This window comes from Rhizobium sp. AN6A, assembly GCF_900215635.1.
GTDB lineage: Bacteria > Pseudomonadota > Alphaproteobacteria > Rhizobiales > Rhizobiaceae > Agrobacterium > Agrobacterium tumefaciens.
In genome coordinates this window covers 263,208-280,024 of the sequence record NZ_OCNC01000003.1, presented here as the reverse complement: position 1 = coordinate 280,024, position 16,817 = coordinate 263,208, and the positions used below count along the sequence as shown (strand labels likewise).

The following is a 16,817-nucleotide window of genomic DNA, read 5'->3' as shown; positions in this document are numbered from 1 at the left end:
TATGCGGGTTGCGGCGAATGAAGGCCTATATGGCGAGGAGACAGCGCAAGGAACCGCTTTCCGCTTTCATTGCGAGACGCTTTTTTCCAGAAGCAGCCTGCATCGCTTTGAAATCGGCCTGCACCGGCATGCCGCGTTCCTGCAGATCTTGTACATTTGGGGCGGCGAGGGCGATGCGTTGCTGGATGGTCGCACCGAGGCTATCCGCCCACCAGTCGCCATTGTCGTGCCGCCGGGTTTCGAGCACGGCTTTCGTTTTTCGCGCGATATTGGCGGGGTGATCGTCACCGTGCTGCCGGGCGCGCTTGCCGCATCCGTGCAGGCGCTGCTGCTGCGGAATTTCCAGCAGCCCGTATTGTTGCCGTTGCAGGATTTCTCCGGGGGCGACCGATTGCGCAGGGATTTCGAACATATCTCCGCGGAGTATGAAAGCCACGAGATAGGCCGGGAGGCCATGATCGAAGGTCAGCTTGCCACCGTGGCTGCGCTTCTTGCGCGAGCGGCGCGGCCTCTGCTGGAGAGAACCGGGGAAGGCCCTGCGGAACAGCGCTTCGAACTCCTGCTGTCACTGATCGCCCGACATATTCGCGAGCCGGGCAAGGCGGCGTTTTATGCGCAGAAGCTCGGCCTTTCCGAGACCCATCTCAACCGTCTCGTCCGTTCCGTTTCCGGCCTCAGCCTGCAACGGCTTGTCGCCAGGCGACAGATCGAGATCGCCCAGCAGGAACTGATCTTCACCGTATCGACCGTGCAGATGATTGCGGAAGATCTCGGTTTTGCCGATCCGGCCTATTTCAACCGCTTCTTCAAGCGGGAAACAGGCATGACACCCCGGGCATGGCGATTGGCTGAACGGCGGAAAATGGGAGATGACGGCGCGGCTTCGGCCTCACCTCAGGCAAGCATTCTTCCCAGTTCACGCTGAACGGAAAGCAGTGCCGGCAGATAACGCTCTACCAGATCGTCCATCGACGCTACCGAGGCGGCAAGCCCGACATTGAGTGCTGCGACCGTCTGCCCGCGCACGGTTTTCATCGGCACGGCAATGGAGCGAAGGCCGATCTCCACCTCCTGATCGATCAGGGCATAACCGCGATTGCGGGTCGCCTCGAGTTCGTCGAGCAGGGCGTCGATACCGGTCATCGTCTTTTCCGTCCGTGCCACCAGCCGCGTGTGTTCCAGGACCTCGCGCTGCCGTTCCGGTGTGAGGGCTGAGAGGAGAACGCGGCCCATGGAAGTGCAATAGGCGGGCAGGCGAGAGCCAGGCATGAGGGCGATGGACATGACCCGCTGCTGGGCGGCGCGTGCCACATAGACGATTTCGGTATCGTCCAGAATGGAGACTGATGTGCTGTGGCCGATCTCTTCCGAAAGACGGTCGAGAAGGGGCTGGACGATGCGTGGTAGCGGCATGGTGGCAAGACAGCCGGTTCCAAGCCGCAGAACCTTGGGCGTCACAGTGAAGAACTTGCCGTCATAGGCGGCGTAACCCATTTCCGACAGTGTCAGCAGACAGCGCCGCGTGGTGGCGCGGTCAAGGCCTGCGATGTCAGCGGCATCGGATATGGACAGGCGCGGGCGCTCGGCGCTGAACGCCTCGATCACCTTCAGCCCCTTGGCGAGACCGCCCATCATGTCTCTTTCATTGACGGCCATGTCACGCTCCATTTGTGCGATATACGAACAAAAATCATATAACGCACAAAATTGTTGCCGTCGAGGCGGATTCGGATTTAGCTCTGCGCCAAGCAGCCTTGCGAATTCCCATTGTTCGGCTGGACGGAGGATTGATATGGACAAGACAATCAAGAGCGCGACTGATGCCATTTCCGGTATCGGCGACGGCGCGACGGTGATGATCGGCGGTTTTGGCGGCTCCGGCGCGCCCATCGAGCTGATCCACGCCCTGATCGACAAGGGACCGAAAAACCTGACGGTCATCAACAACAACGCCGGCAATGGCCGTATCGGCATTGCCGCAATGATCGATGCGGGCATGGTCAAGAAGATGATCTGCTCGTTTCCGCGCTCTTCCGATCCGCGCGCTTTCACCGACAGATATCTGGCCGGCGAAATCGAGCTGGAACTTGTGCCGCAGGGCACGCTTGCCGAGCGTATCCGTGCCGGTGGCGCGGGCATTCCGGCATTCTACACCCCGACTGCCTTCGGCACGGAGCTTGCCAATGGCAAGCCGATCGCCGAATTCGACGGCCGGTCGTATGTTCAGGAACGCTGGCTGAAGGCGGATTTCGCCATCGTCAAGGCTGAGCTTGGCGATACCTACGGCAATCTCACCTACAACAAGGCGGGGCGCAATTTTAACCCGCTGATGTGCATGGCGGCAGCCACCACCATCGCCCAGGTCTCGAAGATCGTCGCTGCCGGCGAGATCGACCCCGAGCATGTCGTCACGCCAGGCATTTTCGTCAACGGCGTCGTGGAAATCGCCGATCCGCAACAGGAAGAAATTCTCATTCGTGCGGGAGTAGCCTACGCATGACCCAGCCAATCAACACTCGCGACGATATCAAGCTTTCCAACGCCCAGATCGCCTGGCGCGCGGCGCAGGACATCGAGGATGGCGCTTACGTCAATCTCGGTATCGGTTTTCCCGAAATGGTCGCCCGTTACCAGCCGCCCGGCCGTCAGGCCATCTTTCACACCGAAAATGGCATCCTGAATTTCGGCGAAGCGCCGCCGGAAGGTGAAGAGGACTGGAACCTCATCAATGCCGGCAAGAAGGCCGTGACGCTGAAGCCGGGCGCCTCCTTCTTCCACCATGCCGACAGCTTCGCCATGGTGCGCGGCGGGCATCTGGATGTGGCGATCCTCGGCGCCTATCAGGTGGCGCAGAATGGTGATCTCGCCAATTGGCGCGTTGGCTCCAAGGGCGTGCCCGCTGTTGGCGGCGCCATGGATCTGGTGCATGGCGCCAAGCAGGTTTTCGTCATCACCGAACATGTGACGAAGAACGGCGAGCCGAAGCTCGTCGAAAAATGCGCCTTTCCGCTGACCGGCGTCGGCTGCATCACCCGTATCTATACCAGCCATGCGGTGATTGACGTCGTGGATGGCCGTTTCGTTTTGCGCGAAAAACTGGCGGCGATGAGCTTCGATGAATTGCAGGCCATGACCGGCGCGCCTCTCCATGTCGATGGCGAAGTCGCCGATCTTGTCGCCCCGGAACTTTGAGGAACAACCGATGACCGATGCATTCATCTGCGACTATATCCGCACACCAATCGGCCGTTTCGGCGGCGCATTGTCTTCAGTGCGCGCTGACGATCTCGGTGCAGTGCCTTTGCGGGCGCTTGTCGAGCGTAACCCGTCCGTGGATTGGGAAGCCGTCGAGGACGTGATCTTCGGCTGCGCCAACCAGGCGGGCGAAGATAACCGCAATGTTGCCCGCATGTCGCTGCTGCTGGCGGGCCTGCCGGTTTCGGTGACCGGAACCACCATCAACCGGTTGTGCGGTTCGGGCATGGACGCTGTCATCGCCGCTGCCCGTGCCGTCAAATCCGGCGAGGCGGAATTGATGATCGCAGGCGGCGTGGAAAGCATGAGCCGCGCGCCCTTTGTGCTGCCCAAGGCCGAAAGTGCCTTTTCCCGCAATGCCGAAATCTACGACACGACCATCGGCTGGCGTTTCGTCAACCCGCTGATGAAGGCGCAATATGGCGTCGATTCCATGCCGGAGACCGGTGATAACGTCGCCGTCGATTATCAGGTCTCCCGCGAAGATCAGGACGCCTTTGCCGTTCGCAGCCAGCAAAAGGCAGCCGACGCGCAGGCCAATGGCCGCCTCGACAAGGAAATCGTCTCGGTCACGATCCCGCAGCGCAAGGGCGATCCGCTGGTGGTGTCTAAAGACGAACATCCGCGCGCGACGAGCCTTGAAGCCCTTGCAAAGCTGAAGCCGGTCAACAAGCGCGACGGTGCGACAGTGACGGCCGGCAATGCATCCGGCGTCAATGACGGTGCGGCGGCTCTCATCATCGCTTCGGCTGAAGCCGCAAAGAAATACGGCCTGACGCCGATTGCCCGCATTCTCGGCGGAGCAACTGCCGGCGTTCCGCCGCGCGTCATGGGCATCGGCCCGGCCCCGGCCTCGGCCAAGCTCCTCGCACGGCTCGGATTGAAGCAGGAAGAGCTTGACGTGATCGAGCTGAACGAAGCCTTCGCCAGCCAGGGTCTCGCAACGCTTCGCCAGCTCGGCATTGCCGATGACGATGCGCGGGTGAATGCAAATGGCGGCGCGATTGCGCTTGGGCATCCGCTCGGCATGTCCGGTGCGCGCATTGCCGGCACCGCAGCACTCGAGCTTTCTCTGACCGGCAAGCGTTATGCGCTCTCGACCATGTGCATCGGCGTCGGGCAGGGCATTGCCGTGGCGCTCGAGCGGGTCTGACGGGATCGCGGCATTCGGCCATAGTGATGGTCCGAATGCCGCTGCCGCCATGTCTTCACCTATGTCGGCAGGTGCTCAGGAACTACACGCATGATTTTCTCGCGTTGGTGCATTCCAACTCCCCTCATTCCTGTGCTTGTCACAGGAATCCAGCCGACGCGCGTCTGCGCGGCGGAGGGAGTCTTTTCAGCCGAAGGACTTGGGCTGGCTGGATATCTGTGACAAGCACAAAGATGAGGGAAGTGGAAAAGCAGGCCTCGCACCGGACACCCCAGCCATCAATATTTATGCCGCGTGCTATGGCACCCCTCGCCGAAATCTCGGTATGCGTTGGATTCTATCATGATCCGTGACATGTTTTGCGGGATATGACAGGATTCTTTCCGTGTAAGGGGTGTCTTCATGAAGCGTCCGACAATCACAGATGTTGCAAACGCCGCCGGCGTCAGCGTTGCGACTGTCGACAGGGTGTTGAATGGTCGCCTGCCGGTGCGTGAAGAAACCTCCAAACGGGTGTTCGAGGCGGCGGAGAAGATCGGCTTTCATGCCACCAACATCATCCGCCAGCGCATGCTGGCCGATCTGCCATCCTACAATCTCGGCATCATTCTGCGGAAAGAACGGCACTCCTTTTACCAGACATTTGCCGATGAGCTGGAGCTTGCGGCGCGCAACGTCAGGGATCGCCATCTGAACCTGCGTATCGAATTTGCGCAGTCGGGCGAGCCGAGCGAGCTTGCGGCCCTTCTGTCCGGCATGAAAGGCCGGGTGCAGGCCGTGGCGGCCACCGGGCCTGACCATCACGACGTTACAGCGGCCGTCGAGGCGCTGAAAGCCAAGGGCATTCCCACCTTCTCCCTGCTTTCCGATTTCGCGCAGGGCGTGCGGGAGGCCTATCTTGGCGCGAATAACATGAAGGTCGGGCGCACGGCGGCCTGGATGATCTCGCGGCTGGCGCGCAGCAAGGGCAAGGTGTTGCTATTGCTCGGCGGCCACCGTTTTCACGGTCATTCGCTGCGGGAAACCGGTTTTCGCAGCTATATCAGGGAATATGCGCCGGAATTCGAGGTGATGGATGCGCTGATCACGCTGGAAACGCGGCGGCTGACCTACGAGCTTGTCATGGACACCATCGCCAAACACCAAGATCTCGTCGGCATCTATTGCATCGGTGGCGGCATGGAAGGCGTGATCGAGGCCTTGCAGCAGGAGAACCGCCAGGAAACCATCGTCTGCCTCGTCAACGAGTTGACGCCGGAATCCCGTCAGGCGTTGCTTGAGCGGCGTATTACCGGCGTGTTCCAGACACCGCTTCGCGAACTATGCACGGATCTTGTTGCCACCATGGTTCACACCATCGAACACGGCATGGCGGAAACACCGGGACAGAGATTTGTGCCCGCTCATCTATGGGTTCCTGAGAGCCTTTGATGGTTTGATAGATTCTATCATAAATGCCACGTCTATTTCTATCAGCCATGATGGTTTTGCCCGCCGAAGACGCGTTGACGCCGGCCCCGGACTAGGATCATGTTGCCGGCATGTGGAGCGGGCAGGAGGCTGATCCACGACAATAACGATGTTTCAAGGTTGCCAAACGCCGCAGATTTCCATCTTCGGCGACGGGTATCCTTTTGCCGGAAAGCGGTTGCGGCGCGATGCACTTGCGGCTGTGCGACCGGTTTCTTTTCAAGAGTTTCGGAGGAGGATGACATGAAAAGACATTTTGCGATTGCGGCTCTGGCCACCATGCTGGCGACCACGGCTTCGGCTCAGACCATCGGCGTTTCGATGGCCCTGTTCGACGACAATTTCCTGACCGTGCTGCGTAACGGCATGATCGACTATTCGAAGGGCATGAACGGTGTCTCGCTGCAGATCGAGGACGCCCAGAACGATGTCGGCAAACAATTGAGCCAGGTGCAGAACTTCGTCGCCGCCGGCGTCGACGCCATCATCGTCAATCCCGTCGATACGGATGCGACGGTGGCGCTTTCGCAGGCGGCTGCCGCAGCCGGCATTCCGCTTGTCTACGTCAACCGCCAGCCGGTCAATCTCGACAATCTGCCGGACAAGCAGGCCTTCGTCGCTTCCGATGAAAAACAGTCGGGAACGTTGCAGACGCAGGAGGTCTGCCGGCTTCTGAAAACTGCCGGCAAGACGGAGGCCAAGGCCGTGGTGATGATGGGCGAGCTCTCCAACCAGGCGGCTCGCATGCGGACAGAGGACATCAAGGAGGTCGTCGCCACTCCGGATTGCAGCTTCATCAAGCTCGTTGAGGAGCAATCCGCCAACTGGTCGCGCACGCAGGGGTCGGACCTGATGACCAACTGGCTCTCGGCTGGCGTTGAGTTCGATGCGGTGATTTCCAACAATGACGAGATGGCGATCGGCGCGATCCAGTCGCTGAAGGCGACCGGCCGGCCGATGGACGGCGTCATCATCGCGGGTATCGACGCGACCCAGGATGCACTTGCCGCGATGGCGGCGGGCGAACTGGATGTCAGTGTTTTCCAGAATGCCGCCGGCCAGGGCAAGGGCGCGGTGGATGCCGCGCTGAAACTCGCCAAGGGCGAGATGATCGACAAGAAGGTCTTCGTGCCCTTCGAACTCGTTACACCCGCCAACCTCAAGGATTATCAGGCGAAGAACTGATTTCGGCATTCACTGGGAATGCCGGGAATAAACCAAGGGGCCGCTGATGGAAAAGCCGGCCCAAGGCCGCGGTCTCTTCTCCCGGACCGCGGCCCAACCTGTCCGCAACGACCTCAACAGATACCGACGACAAGGAAGCGTAAATGCGCATCGCCATCGACCCGTTCATGCACCGCCATCTCAGCCTCGAAGCCCTTCCCGCCAAAGTTAGGGAGCTCGGCTACGACTGGATCGAGCTCAGCCCGCGCGCCGATTTCCTCGAATGGTTCAAGGCGCCGCGCGTGTTTCCCGAAAGGATCCGCTCGTTCAAGAAGGCGCTGGCGGCTGAAAACGTCAAGATTGCCTCGCTGCTGCCGATGTATCGCTGGGCCTCCAATGACGAGACCGAACGGCAGGCGGCAGTGAAGCACTGGAAACGCGCCATCGAGATCGCCGTCGAACTGGAGGTCGACACGATGAACTCCGAATTTGGCCGTGGACCACATCCCGACAAGGGTTCCTGCTATTGCTGCCATACCGGCTCGATGATCGAGGCCTGCGAGGATGCCTGGTGGCGCTCCATGGAAGAACTTGTGCCGATCTTCGAGCGCGAGAACATCAATCTGCATGTCGAGCCGCATCCGGAAGACTGGTGCGAGACGCTTCAGCCGGCGCTCGACATCATCCGCACCGTCAATTCGAAGAATGTGAAGTTTCTTTATTGCGCCCCGCACACCTTCTATTTCGGCGACGACACCAAGGCGATGCTGCGCGAAGCGAAGGATGTGCTCGCCCACGTGCATGTCGGCGACACCTTCAATCACAAGGCCAGTTCAGGGCTGCGCTACATTCTCAACCCGCCCGGCACGCAGGCGCGGGTGCACCAGCACTTGAACATCGGCCAGGGCGAGGTGCCGTGGGACGACTTCTTCGGCACGCTTTCCGAAATCGGCTTCGACGGCATCATGACCTCCTGTGTTTTTGCCTGGGAGGACAGGGCCGATGAATCGGGCAGGTTCATGTGCGCCGAGATCAACAACTATATCGAAAAATACCGCAAGTGAGGTTTTTCCCATGACTGTGAGAATTGGTGTCATCGGCACCGGCGCGATTGGCCGTGACCATGCCCGCCGCATCAACAAGGTCCTCGGAGGCGCAAAGGTCGTGGCGCTGAGTGACGTCAACCCTGCATCCGCCGAGGCGGTGAAGAACGACATTGCTGCGGACGCCGTCATTTTCGCCACCGGCGAGGAACTGATTGCATCGCCGGATGTGGACGCCGTTCTGGTGACCTCCTGGGGTGCAACGCATGAGCAATATGTGCTGGCCGCCATTGCCGCCGGCAAGCCCTGCTTTTGCGAAAAGCCGCTGGCGACAACGGCCGAAGGGGCAAAACGCGTCGTTGACGCCGAGGTGGCGCAGGGCAAGCGGCTGGTTCAGGTGGGCTTCATGCGCCGTTATGACGCCGGTTATGTGGCGTTGAAACAGGCCGTCGACAGCAGGATCGGCGCGCCGATCATGGTGCATGCCGCCCATCGCAACCCGTCGGTTCCGGAGCAATATGTGACTGCTATGGCCATCCACGACACGATGATCCACGAGATCGACGTGCTGCGCTGGCTGCTCGACGATGACTATGTTTCGGCGCGGGTTCTCTTTCCCCGTTCCGCAGTGCGCAGCCATGCGAAGCTGAAAGACCCGCAGATCGTCATTCTGGAAACGGCCAAGGGCACGATTATTGACGTCGAGATTTTCGTCAATTGCCATTACGGCTACGATATTCAGTGCCAGGTGGTGGGAGAGGATGGCATCGCCAGCCTGCCGGAACCGATGTCCGTCCAGACCCGTCTCGGGGCCAAGCTGCAGAACGATATCCTGACCAACTGGAAGGATCGCTTTATCGCGAGCTATGATGTGGAGTTGCAGGATTTCATCCATGCGGCGGCGAAGGGGACCGCGGCCGGACCGAATTCCTGGGACGGTTACGTGGCCGCCATCACATCCGATGCCTGCGTCGCCGCGCAGGAAACCGGTGGCGCTGCGGTCGCCATCGACCTTCCCGCGCGTCCTGCCCTTTATAAGTGAGGATATCTCATGCGTTTTGCCATCAACCACATCACCGCACCAAAACTCTCCCTCGAGGACTTCTTCGCGACAGCGCGCAATCTTGGCCTTAGCGAAGTCGAAATCCGCAACGACCTGCCTGACATCGTCGGCACGGTGGACCCGGCTGCCGTGAAGGCCGCGGCCGAAAAGGCCGGCGTGACGATCATCTCCATCAACGCGCTTTATCCCTTCAACGTCTGGTCGGGCGATCTGCCAAAAAGGGCAGTCATGATGGCTGACTACGCCGCCGCAAGCGGCGCGAAGGCGCTTGTCATGTGCCCGCTCAACGAGGGCCGGCAGGTACCCTTCGACGATCTCGTGGCCGCGCTGAAGGCCATGAAGCCCATCCTCGAGGAACGCGGGCTGACCGGCCTTGTCGAACCGCTTGGTTTCCCCGTCTCGTCGCTGCGCACCAAGGCTGAGGCCGTCAAGGCCATCGACGCGGCAGGCGGTGGCGATGTCTACAGGCTGGTGCACGACACCTTCCATCATCATCTGGCAGGAGAGACGGTGTTTTTCCCCGAACGCACCGGCCTTGTCCACATATCAGGCGTGACCGACCCCGCCGTCTCCGTCGCCCACATGCTGGACGCCCACCGCGTTCTGGTGGATAGCGACGACCGGCTGGAGAATCTTGCCCAGATCAGGACGCTGGAGGCAGCTGGCTACAGGGGGCCTTACAGCTTCGAGCCTTTCGCGGCTGAGGTGCATGAGTTGAAAGACCCGGCTGCTGCCGTCAGAGACAGTATCGACCATATCTCCCAGGCGCTATGACCGCCTCACCGTCTGCGGTTTGCTGCAGGCGGTGCTTGCGTTCGAATACAAGCTGATTGGCAGAAAACACAGAGAAATCAATTCCGCTTTTACGGATGATGCTGTACTCTTTGCGTGACAAAACAGAGCAGCAATCGGGCTCGGGTATTCTTGAAATCAACTGCTTTGTGCCGGTTTCTTGCCCGCCCCATCCTTAAAAGAATGGGTGAATTTCCCTTTTATGAAAATAGACAGGAAAACGACGCTTAAGGATGTGGCGCAGCAGGCGAATGTTTCGCTTAGCACCGCTTCGCACGCCCTTAACGGCACAGCCCCCTTGACCACGCTGGTGCGCGAGCGGGTGCTGGAAGCGGCCCGTTCGCTCGGTTATCTCGAAAACCGCCGACAGAAGGCGACGATTGCGACCCTGCGCGTGGTGTTGCTGGCAATGACCAACGATGCGGCTCCGCAAAGTGATCTCAACATGGTCAGCTGGACGATGCTGAACGGCTTCCGACGCGAATGCGAACGGCGCGGCATTCGCATCGTGCCCTTCGTCAGCGCCACAAGCAGGCTTGACCCTGTCGCGGTGGCGCAGGCGGCGGATGCCGACAATGTGGATGGCATCGTGGTGTTGAACGATGACCGGTCGCAACTGGTTCAGGCGCTTTCGGCGCTCGGCAAACCGGTGGTGCTGATCAATGGCGAGGACCCGGCCATGATCGTCGATACGGTAACGGCCGAGAACCGTTTCGGCGCCCGCCTCGGCATCGAGCACCTGCTTTCCCTTGGGCATCGCAATATTCTGCACATTACCTGGAAGGGGCGCACGACGATCCGCCGCCGTTACGACGGCTATAGCGACGCATTTCTTGCGGCGGGGTTTCCGGTGCCTGCGGATATGGTCATTGAGGTGGAGAGTTATGAACCCCAATGGGGCGAAACCGCCATTCGTCGCCTGCTGGCCGAGGAGCGCCCGCTCAGAAATGCAACGGCGATTTTCTGCGCTGCCGACAATCTGGCACTCGGCTGTCTGAAAGCACTGACGGACGCCGGTGTCCGGGTTCCCGATGACGTTTCGGTATTGGGTTTTGACGATATCATGCCGGCGGCCTTCAGTGCGCCGCCGCTCAGCACCATTCAATTGCCCGCCGACAGGCTTGGTGGTGCGGCACTTTCCCTGCTGGAGCAGCGGCTTGTCGCCGCCGACCCGACCCGGCCTGCGCACCGGCTGGAACTTGGCTGTCGACTTGTGCTGAGGGGCAGCATCGCACCGCCCCCCAAATGATACCGAGCTTTTACTTCATGCCCGTCCCAGCAATGCCTGTCGTGATATAGCGTTGCAGGAACAGGAACACGACGGTAACCGGCGCCAGGCTGAGGAAGGTCATGGCGAGAATATAGTGCCATTGCACCGAGAACTCGCCCTGGAAGGCATTAAGGCCCACTTGCAGCGTGAAGTTCTCGCGGCTGCTGAGGACGATCAACGGCCAGAGGAAGTCGTTCCAGCGCCACAGCACCGAGAAGATTGCGAGAACCGCTAGTGCAGGTGCCGTCAGCGGCAGGATGATGCGCCAGAAGATGCGGAATTCGCTGGCCGCATCGACGCGCGCGGCTTCGATCAGTTCATCGGGGATCGTCAGCATGTATTGCCGGAGCAGGAACACGCCGGTTGGTGTCGCGACGGTGGGAATGATGACACCCCAGAGATTGTCGACGAGGCCGACACCGACGATAACAAGATAGGCTGGTACCATGACGACGGTAAGTGGGATCATCAGTGTGGAGATGATCAGCACGAAAATCGCCTTCTCGCCGCGGAAGCGGTATTTCGAGAGAGCAAACGCCGCCATGGCGTTGACGATCAAGGTTAAAACCGTCGCGACAACAGTGACGAAGACCGAGTTTTTCAGGAAAGTCAGGAAGTTGAACTGGGTCAAGGGATCGGTGAAATTCTGCGTCGCGATCGTCAGTTTCTGGACGGGCGACATTTCGCGTGTGTCGACGCTGACCGGCGGGCCGGGATTGGCCGGATCCACCATCTGCGCCTTGATGCCAACGCGCCGGACCATGGCCATCTCCCGCTCCATGCCGTCGATGGTGACGGTCCAGAGGCTGAGCGGCCTGTCATAACCTGGAACCTCCACCTGCACGGCGGCGCGCGGCAGAAGGCTCGGCGGAAACCGTGTGATCTCGGCTTCCGGCTTCAGCGAGGACATGGCGGCCCAGACGACGGGTATGAGCACCGCGAGCGTTCCGCCAATGAGCCACACCCAGGAGAGAATATCGGTGAGACCGATCCTGCCGGGGCGGCGGGTTCGCGTCAGGAAAGTGACTGCGTTTATATTGCCGGACATGATCAGGACTCCATCTTTTTGCCGAGGCGTAGTTGCACGAGCGTCAGCGCGAGAAGAACAAGGCCCATAAGAACCGATGCGGCGGATGCGAGACCGAAAAGCCTGAGATCGCTGCCGAAGGCCATCTGGTAGATATATTGCACCACGAATGTATTGGCCGTGCCCGGCCCGCCACCATTGGTCAAAACCCACGCTTCATCAAATATTTGCACTGAGCGGATCATCAAAAGGATCAGTACGACGAGAAGGTTGGGAGCCAGCAGCGGCAGGGTGATGCGCAGCAATGTGCGCCGGGGCGAAGCGGCGTCGATTGCGGCTGCCTCATAAAGGTCTTTGGGAATGGCCTGCAGCCCTGCCAGCAGGATGAGCGTGTAAAAGCCCATATGGAACCAGACGGATACGACCACGACGAAGAAGCGCGACCAGCCGACATCCAGCAGGAAGATTTCCGGCGGCACGCCGAGCATCTGGAAGAAGGCGTTCAGCAGTCCGTTGCGGTCAAGGAACCATTTCCAGATGAGGCCGATGACGACAGGTGACAGCAGTACGGGATAAAAGAACATGGCGCGGAAGAAGCCGCGCGCGGCAATCGCCCTGTTAAGAATGAGGGCCGTGACCAGCGCGACGAACAGCGTTGCGACAACGTTGAAGCCGACGAACCAGAGCGTGTTCCAGATCGCTGTCCAGAACAGCGATTCCCGGCAGCTTCCGGGGTCCATATAGCTCTGGCAATCGAGCAGCTTGCCGAAATTCTCCAGACCGACAAAGGGGCGGTCGGTGATCAGCAGCTCGGTGCCGCCGGTAAAGGCGTAACCGACGGCAATGGCAATCGGCAGGAAGGTGAAGATGCCGAAGAGAACCAGGTTCGGCATCAGAAAGATATAGGGCATGCGCCTTTTGCCGATCAGCCGCTCTATGAGGTTGAGCGGCACTTCGGCGATTGCCATCACGGCGTCGAGCACGCGGTCGGACAGTCTCGCAAGCGTCGGATTGGCCATGCTAATCTCTCCCGTGGCTGTCGAGGCGCGGCAGCGCCAGTTCGGTTTCGGGGTCGAAGACATGCACCCTTTCGCGCGCCGGCATGATGTTGAGAACTGAGCCTGAAGCGGGTGCGAAGTGGCCGGCCTGGTGAACGATGATCTGCTCTTTCTCGCCCTGAAGATTGCCGTAGAGATAGGTCTCGGTGCCGAGGCTCTCGTGATACTGCACTTCGAAGGGCAGGCCCTTTTCCTGCGTGATGACAAAATGCGAGGGGCGGATGCCCGCCAGAACTGCCCGTCCGGGGGTAGCCACGGCGGGATCGACGAGGCAGGGCAGGGACACGCCGTATCCGGTGTCGATTGCGAAGCCGCCGTCGCTGCCGGCGACGAATGTGCCCTTCAGTATGTTCATGCGCGGTGAACCGAGGAAGCCGGCGACGAAGAGGTTGCGCGGATTGTCGAAAAGCTCGAGCGGGCTGCCCACCTGTTCGATGCGGCCAGCACGCAGCACCACGATCTTGTCGGCCATGGTCATGGCTTCCACCTGATCGTGGGTCACATAGATCATCGTCGTCTTGATATCGCGATGCAGGCGAGTGATTTCGGCGCGGGTCTGCACGCGCAGCGCCGCATCGAGGTTCGACAGCGGCTCGTCAAACAGGAAAATGTCAGGCTCGCGCACGATGGCACGGCCGATGGCGACGCGCTGGCGCTGGCCGCCGGAAAGCTGTTTCGGCTTGCGGTCGAGATAGGGTTCGATGGCCAGCATGCGTGCCGCCTCGTTGATGCGGCTTTCGATTTCCGCCCGCTTGAAACGCAGGTTTTCTAGGCCGAAGGCGAGGTTCTTGCGCACACTCATATGCGGATAGAGCGCATAGGACTGGAAGACCATGGCGATCTTGCGCTCGGCCGGCGAGAGCGCGCTGACATCGCGTCCGCCAATGCCGATGGTGCCTGACGTCACATCCTCAAGGCCGGCGATGATGCGCAGCAGCGTGGATTTTCCGCAGCCGGAAGGACCGACGAAAACGACGAATTCCCCGTTCTCGATCTGAAGATCGATATCATGCAGGACATGAACGGCACCGAATGCCTTGTTGAGGTTTTCCAGCTTTAGACTTCCCATTACCTGCTCCCTTCGGGCAAGGTCGTCTCTGCGACGATCTCTTTTGCATTCCAGCCCTCGGGTAAGGGCATCGTTCTTCCAATGGCAACGTCGCGCGCAGAAAATCCGTGAACGCCGGACAGATAGACCGCAGGCATGCCGCCGGGGTAATCTTCAAGTCCGACGATCCTGCCGTCGGCGCTGCGTGTCCAGGCATTGGCGCGGCCGGCAGCCTCCGGGCTTGGTGCAATGTCCGCATTGGTCGGGCGAAGATCATATTGCAGGCCGGTGCCGAGTTTGCCGGGCTGCTGCGACAGCGAAATGCGCGCGAGCGTGACATTGTGAATGCCGGCGCTCGAGGTGGCGACGAGGTTTATCGCCCCTTCCATCGAGCCGCTCAGGTCTTCTACCACAAGATTTTCAACCTTGCCGGCCTGACGTTCCGGCCGGCGGTCTACCACGGTGACAGTCACGGCTTCGCCCGATCCCCAGAAACCGCCCGGCGTTTCGTGGCACTCTGCCTCGATCCGCGAGAAGCGGATGTTGCGCATGGCGCCGCCATCGCGGGAGAAAAGACCGATGCCGCGATTGGATGCGATGACTTTGCAGTCCTCGAACACCACATCGGTGAAATCTCCGAAGGATTCCGTGCCGAGCTTCAAGGCGCAGCTCATGCTTGAGACAGTGCAGCGGCGAACCGTGATATCGGCGCAGGCGCCAACAGCCTTGCCATCCGGTCCGGCGCTGGTCTTCAGGCAGATGCCGTCATCAGCGGTGGAGATGGAGCAATCCTCGATCAGTGCGCGCCGGCAGGCATCCAGCACGATGCCGTCGGTGTTGGGCAGGCGGCGATCGTTTTCGACACGGATGTTGCGGAAACTCAGATCTTCGCAATCGACCATGTGCAGGGTCCACATCGGTGAACCACTGACGACGAGGTTTTCAAGGCGAACGTTGCGGCAGGATTCCAGGACCATGACACGCGGGCGCTTTCTCGCCGGCACATAGGTTCCCATGGCTTCGTCGTCACCGATGATGAAGTTCTCACCGCCAGCCTCGATAAGGCCGGGGCCGGTGACGGCGATGTTGCTCGCGCCCTTTGCGACGATCATGCCGCGATCGGAATCCTCGGCGATGACAGAAACGGACGTATGGGCATAGGCGTCGTAGTCGGAGATCGGCGCGAGCACCGCGTCTTGTGCAAGGTGAAGTTCCACGCCGCTTTTAAGATGAAGGCCGCCGCTGACATGCCGTCCGGCCAAGAGCGACACGACGCCGCCGCCTGCGGCCGATGCTGTATCTATTGCCTGCTGGATATCGGCAGTGGCGTCACGTCCCTCAGCGGCAATGGTGATATTGGTGTGAGCACTCATGATGCCTGCGGCCTTTTCAGAAAGACGTCGATCAGCAACAGCATCGTCAGCGCCTGCCCATAGGGTGTCGGCAAATTGGGAATGCGGCGGTAGAAATCGAGGTCGTGGCCCATGGGCGTTCCGTCCGACACACCGTGCACGACGCCTTCGTCATCGATATTGCCCAGCACCGCCTTCAGCGCCCGCTCGGCATGGGCGCGGTTTTCTTCGCCGAGAATACCTGCCTCGATGCCGCGCAGAATGCCATAGGCGATGCCAGCGGTTGCCGACGTCTCGACCGGCGAAGTCGGATCGTCGAGGAGCGTGTGGAACATGCCATCCTCGCGCTGATACTGGCGCAGCGAACGCACCTGGCTTGCAAGCACATTTGCGAGGAAACGCTTGTCCTTTTCGGCAAGCGTGGGCACCAGTTCGAAGAGTTCGGGGATTGCAACGGTGATCCAGGAATTGCCGCGTGCCCAGAAGGCATGCGCAAAATTGTGGCGTCCGATGAAGGTCCAGCCGTGATACCACAGTCCCGTCACGGGGTCTGACAGGTAACGCGCATGGATCATGAACTGGTAGACTGCCTCATCGATCCAGTCCTGACGTTTGCAGACCACACCGGCGCGTGCAAGGAACAGACAAGCCATGAACAGCGTGTCGTCCCAGAGTTCACCCTCGTTGAGCCGCTCCTTGACCACGTGCTGGAAGCCGCCATCTTCGGTTTTCGGCAATTTGTGCACAAGCCAGTCGGCCCAGTCTTCTACCAGCGCCCGGAAATCCGGCCGGTCGACATGTTCGGTGAGGATGACGAGCGGCAGCATTGGCGCGGAACTGTTGATCTGGCGTGGCGGCAGGCCACGATCGATCTGCCAGCCGTACCAGGTCACGAGATCGTCCAGAGCTTTCTGGTCGTTTGCGGCAAGCGCCCGGCGCAGGAAGCCGTAAAGGCCAACGCCCACTTCCCAATCCCATTCATCGAACTGGATCTTGCCGTCGGAACTGCCGCTTGCCAGGCCTTCCTGTATGCCCTTGAGGCGGCTGAAGGCGGCGGCGACGCTGTCGATCGTCGTTCTGAGAGTGTCTTTCTCGATGCTTTGCTGGTTCATCTGGTCATTC

Annotated in this window: 16 protein-coding genes; 10 read left to right on the top strand and 6 right to left on the bottom strand. The window is 60.3% G+C overall.

The window, feature by feature from the left end:
- The first annotated feature begins 1 nt into the window (after nucleotide 1).
- A complete protein-coding gene (locus CRO62_RS05175) occupies nucleotides 2-925 on the top strand; it encodes a helix-turn-helix domain-containing protein (protein ID WP_097099463.1) in 924 nt (307 codons plus the stop codon).
- On the opposite strand, the gene CRO62_RS05170 is transcribed toward CRO62_RS05175, so the two are convergent.
- Complete coding sequence (locus tag CRO62_RS05170; protein ID WP_097099462.1) at nucleotides 895-1,656, bottom strand: IclR family transcriptional regulator; 762 nt, start codon at nucleotides 1,654-1,656, stop codon at nucleotides 895-897. The genes CRO62_RS05175 and CRO62_RS05170 overlap by 31 nt on opposite strands.
- A gap of 136 nt (nucleotides 1,657-1,792) precedes the next feature.
- On the opposite strand from CRO62_RS05170, the gene CRO62_RS05165 reads away from it, so the two are divergent.
- From CRO62_RS05165 to CRO62_RS05120, 9 genes are all read left to right on the top strand, one after another.
- Complete coding sequence (locus CRO62_RS05165; protein ID WP_060642652.1) at nucleotides 1,793-2,500, top strand: 3-oxoacid CoA-transferase subunit A; 708 nt, start codon at nucleotides 1,793-1,795, stop codon at nucleotides 2,498-2,500.
- Entirely contained in the window at nucleotides 2,497-3,192 is a 696-nt protein-coding gene (locus CRO62_RS05160; protein ID WP_004431045.1) for a CoA transferase subunit B, read from the top strand. The genes CRO62_RS05165 and CRO62_RS05160 overlap by 4 nt, the downstream gene beginning before the upstream one ends.
- Before the next feature lie 10 nt (nucleotides 3,193-3,202).
- Nucleotides 3,203-4,408 carry a 3-oxoadipyl-CoA thiolase gene (gene pcaF / locus CRO62_RS05155; protein ID WP_019567006.1) on the top strand — a complete coding sequence of 402 codons (1,206 nt, stop codon included), beginning with the start codon at nucleotides 3,203-3,205 and terminating at the stop codon, nucleotides 4,406-4,408.
- Nucleotides 4,409-4,810: 402 nt separating this feature from the next.
- On the top strand, nucleotides 4,811-5,839 hold the full coding sequence (locus tag CRO62_RS05145) for a LacI family DNA-binding transcriptional regulator (RefSeq protein ID WP_097099460.1): 1,029 nt from the start codon (nucleotides 4,811-4,813) through the stop codon (nucleotides 5,837-5,839).
- 282 nt (nucleotides 5,840-6,121) lie between these two features.
- Nucleotides 6,122-7,063, top strand: coding sequence for a sugar ABC transporter substrate-binding protein (locus CRO62_RS05140; RefSeq protein ID WP_097099459.1), 942 nt, complete (start codon nucleotides 6,122-6,124; stop codon nucleotides 7,061-7,063).
- Between the two features lie 143 nt (nucleotides 7,064-7,206).
- A complete protein-coding gene (locus tag CRO62_RS05135; protein WP_097099458.1) occupies nucleotides 7,207-8,106 on the top strand; it encodes a sugar phosphate isomerase/epimerase family protein in 900 nt (299 codons plus the stop codon).
- Nucleotides 8,107-8,116: 10 nt separating this feature from the next.
- Entirely contained in the window at nucleotides 8,117-9,127 is a 1,011-nt protein-coding gene (locus tag CRO62_RS05130; protein WP_097099457.1) for a Gfo/Idh/MocA family protein, read from the top strand.
- A gap of 9 nt (nucleotides 9,128-9,136) precedes the next feature.
- A complete protein-coding gene (locus CRO62_RS05125) occupies nucleotides 9,137-9,922 on the top strand; it encodes a TIM barrel protein (RefSeq protein ID WP_097099456.1) in 786 nt (261 codons plus the stop codon).
- 220 nt (nucleotides 9,923-10,142) lie between these two features.
- The gene (locus CRO62_RS05120; protein WP_179784459.1) at nucleotides 10,143-11,189 is read left to right on the top strand and encodes a LacI family DNA-binding transcriptional regulator; all 1,047 of its coding nucleotides are present in this window, start codon (nucleotides 10,143-10,145) and stop codon (nucleotides 11,187-11,189) included.
- A 10-nt stretch (nucleotides 11,190-11,199) separates the two neighbouring features.
- On the opposite strand, the gene CRO62_RS05115 is transcribed toward CRO62_RS05120, so the two are convergent.
- From CRO62_RS05115 to CRO62_RS05095, 5 genes are read right to left on the bottom strand one after another with little or no spacing between them, the layout of a single operon-like run.
- Nucleotides 11,200-12,258 (bottom strand): carbohydrate ABC transporter permease, encoded by a 1,059-nt coding sequence (locus CRO62_RS05115; protein ID WP_013762383.1) that lies wholly within the window; start codon nucleotides 12,256-12,258, stop codon nucleotides 11,200-11,202.
- A gap of 2 nt (nucleotides 12,259-12,260) precedes the next feature.
- On the bottom strand, nucleotides 12,261-13,256 hold the full coding sequence (locus CRO62_RS05110; RefSeq protein ID WP_004431062.1) for a carbohydrate ABC transporter permease: 996 nt from the start codon (nucleotides 13,254-13,256) through the stop codon (nucleotides 12,261-12,263).
- Between the two features lies 1 nt (nucleotide 13,257).
- A complete protein-coding gene (locus CRO62_RS05105; RefSeq protein ID WP_097099454.1) occupies nucleotides 13,258-14,364 on the bottom strand; it encodes an ABC transporter ATP-binding protein in 1,107 nt (368 codons plus the stop codon).
- The gene (locus tag CRO62_RS05100; protein ID WP_097099453.1) at nucleotides 14,364-15,716 is read right to left on the bottom strand and encodes a glycoside hydrolase family 28 protein; all 1,353 of its coding nucleotides are present in this window, start codon (nucleotides 15,714-15,716) and stop codon (nucleotides 14,364-14,366) included. Before CRO62_RS05100 ends, CRO62_RS05105 begins: the two co-directional genes overlap by 1 nt.
- The gene (locus CRO62_RS05095; protein ID WP_013762386.1) at nucleotides 15,713-16,807 is read right to left on the bottom strand and encodes a glycoside hydrolase family 88 protein; all 1,095 of its coding nucleotides are present in this window, start codon (nucleotides 16,805-16,807) and stop codon (nucleotides 15,713-15,715) included. Before CRO62_RS05095 ends, CRO62_RS05100 begins: the two co-directional genes overlap by 4 nt.
- Between the last annotated feature and the right edge of the window lie 10 nt (nucleotides 16,808-16,817).

What these genes read in the sequence shown, in the direction of transcription:
- CRO62_RS05135 (WP_097099458.1), top strand. Translation starts at nt 7,207, where the DNA reads ATGCGCATCGCCATCGACCCGTTCATGCACCGCCATCTCAGCCTCGAA.
- CRO62_RS05120 (WP_179784459.1), top strand. Translation starts at nt 10,143, where the DNA reads ATGAAAATAGACAGGAAAACGACGCTTAAGGATGTGGCGCAGCAGGCG.
- CRO62_RS05100 (WP_097099453.1), bottom strand. Translation starts at nt 15,716, where the DNA reads ATGAGTGCTCACACCAATATCACCATTGCCGCTGAGGGACGTGACGCC.
- CRO62_RS05110 (WP_004431062.1), bottom strand. Translation starts at nt 13,256, where the DNA reads ATGGCCAATCCGACGCTTGCGAGACTGTCCGACCGCGTGCTCGACGCC.
- pcaF (WP_019567006.1), top strand. Translation starts at nt 3,203, where the DNA reads ATGACCGATGCATTCATCTGCGACTATATCCGCACACCAATCGGCCGT.
- CRO62_RS05105 (WP_097099454.1), bottom strand. Translation starts at nt 14,364, where the DNA reads ATGGGAAGTCTAAAGCTGGAAAACCTCAACAAGGCATTCGGTGCCGTT.
- CRO62_RS05165 (WP_060642652.1), top strand. Translation starts at nt 1,793, where the DNA reads ATGGACAAGACAATCAAGAGCGCGACTGATGCCATTTCCGGTATCGGC.
- CRO62_RS05170 (WP_097099462.1), bottom strand. Translation starts at nt 1,656, where the DNA reads ATGGCCGTCAATGAAAGAGACATGATGGGCGGTCTCGCCAAGGGGCTG.
- CRO62_RS05115 (WP_013762383.1), bottom strand. Translation starts at nt 12,258, where the DNA reads ATGTCCGGCAATATAAACGCAGTCACTTTCCTGACGCGAACCCGCCGC.
- CRO62_RS05130 (WP_097099457.1), top strand. Translation starts at nt 8,117, where the DNA reads ATGACTGTGAGAATTGGTGTCATCGGCACCGGCGCGATTGGCCGTGAC.
- CRO62_RS05140 (WP_097099459.1), top strand. Translation starts at nt 6,122, where the DNA reads ATGAAAAGACATTTTGCGATTGCGGCTCTGGCCACCATGCTGGCGACC.
- CRO62_RS05095 (WP_013762386.1), bottom strand. Translation starts at nt 16,807, where the DNA reads ATGAACCAGCAAAGCATCGAGAAAGACACTCTCAGAACGACGATCGAC.
- CRO62_RS05175 (WP_097099463.1), top strand. Translation starts at nt 2, where the DNA reads ATGCGGGTTGCGGCGAATGAAGGCCTATATGGCGAGGAGACAGCGCAA.
- CRO62_RS05145 (WP_097099460.1), top strand. Translation starts at nt 4,811, where the DNA reads ATGAAGCGTCCGACAATCACAGATGTTGCAAACGCCGCCGGCGTCAGC.
- CRO62_RS05125 (WP_097099456.1), top strand. Translation starts at nt 9,137, where the DNA reads ATGCGTTTTGCCATCAACCACATCACCGCACCAAAACTCTCCCTCGAG.
- CRO62_RS05160 (WP_004431045.1), top strand. Translation starts at nt 2,497, where the DNA reads ATGACCCAGCCAATCAACACTCGCGACGATATCAAGCTTTCCAACGCC.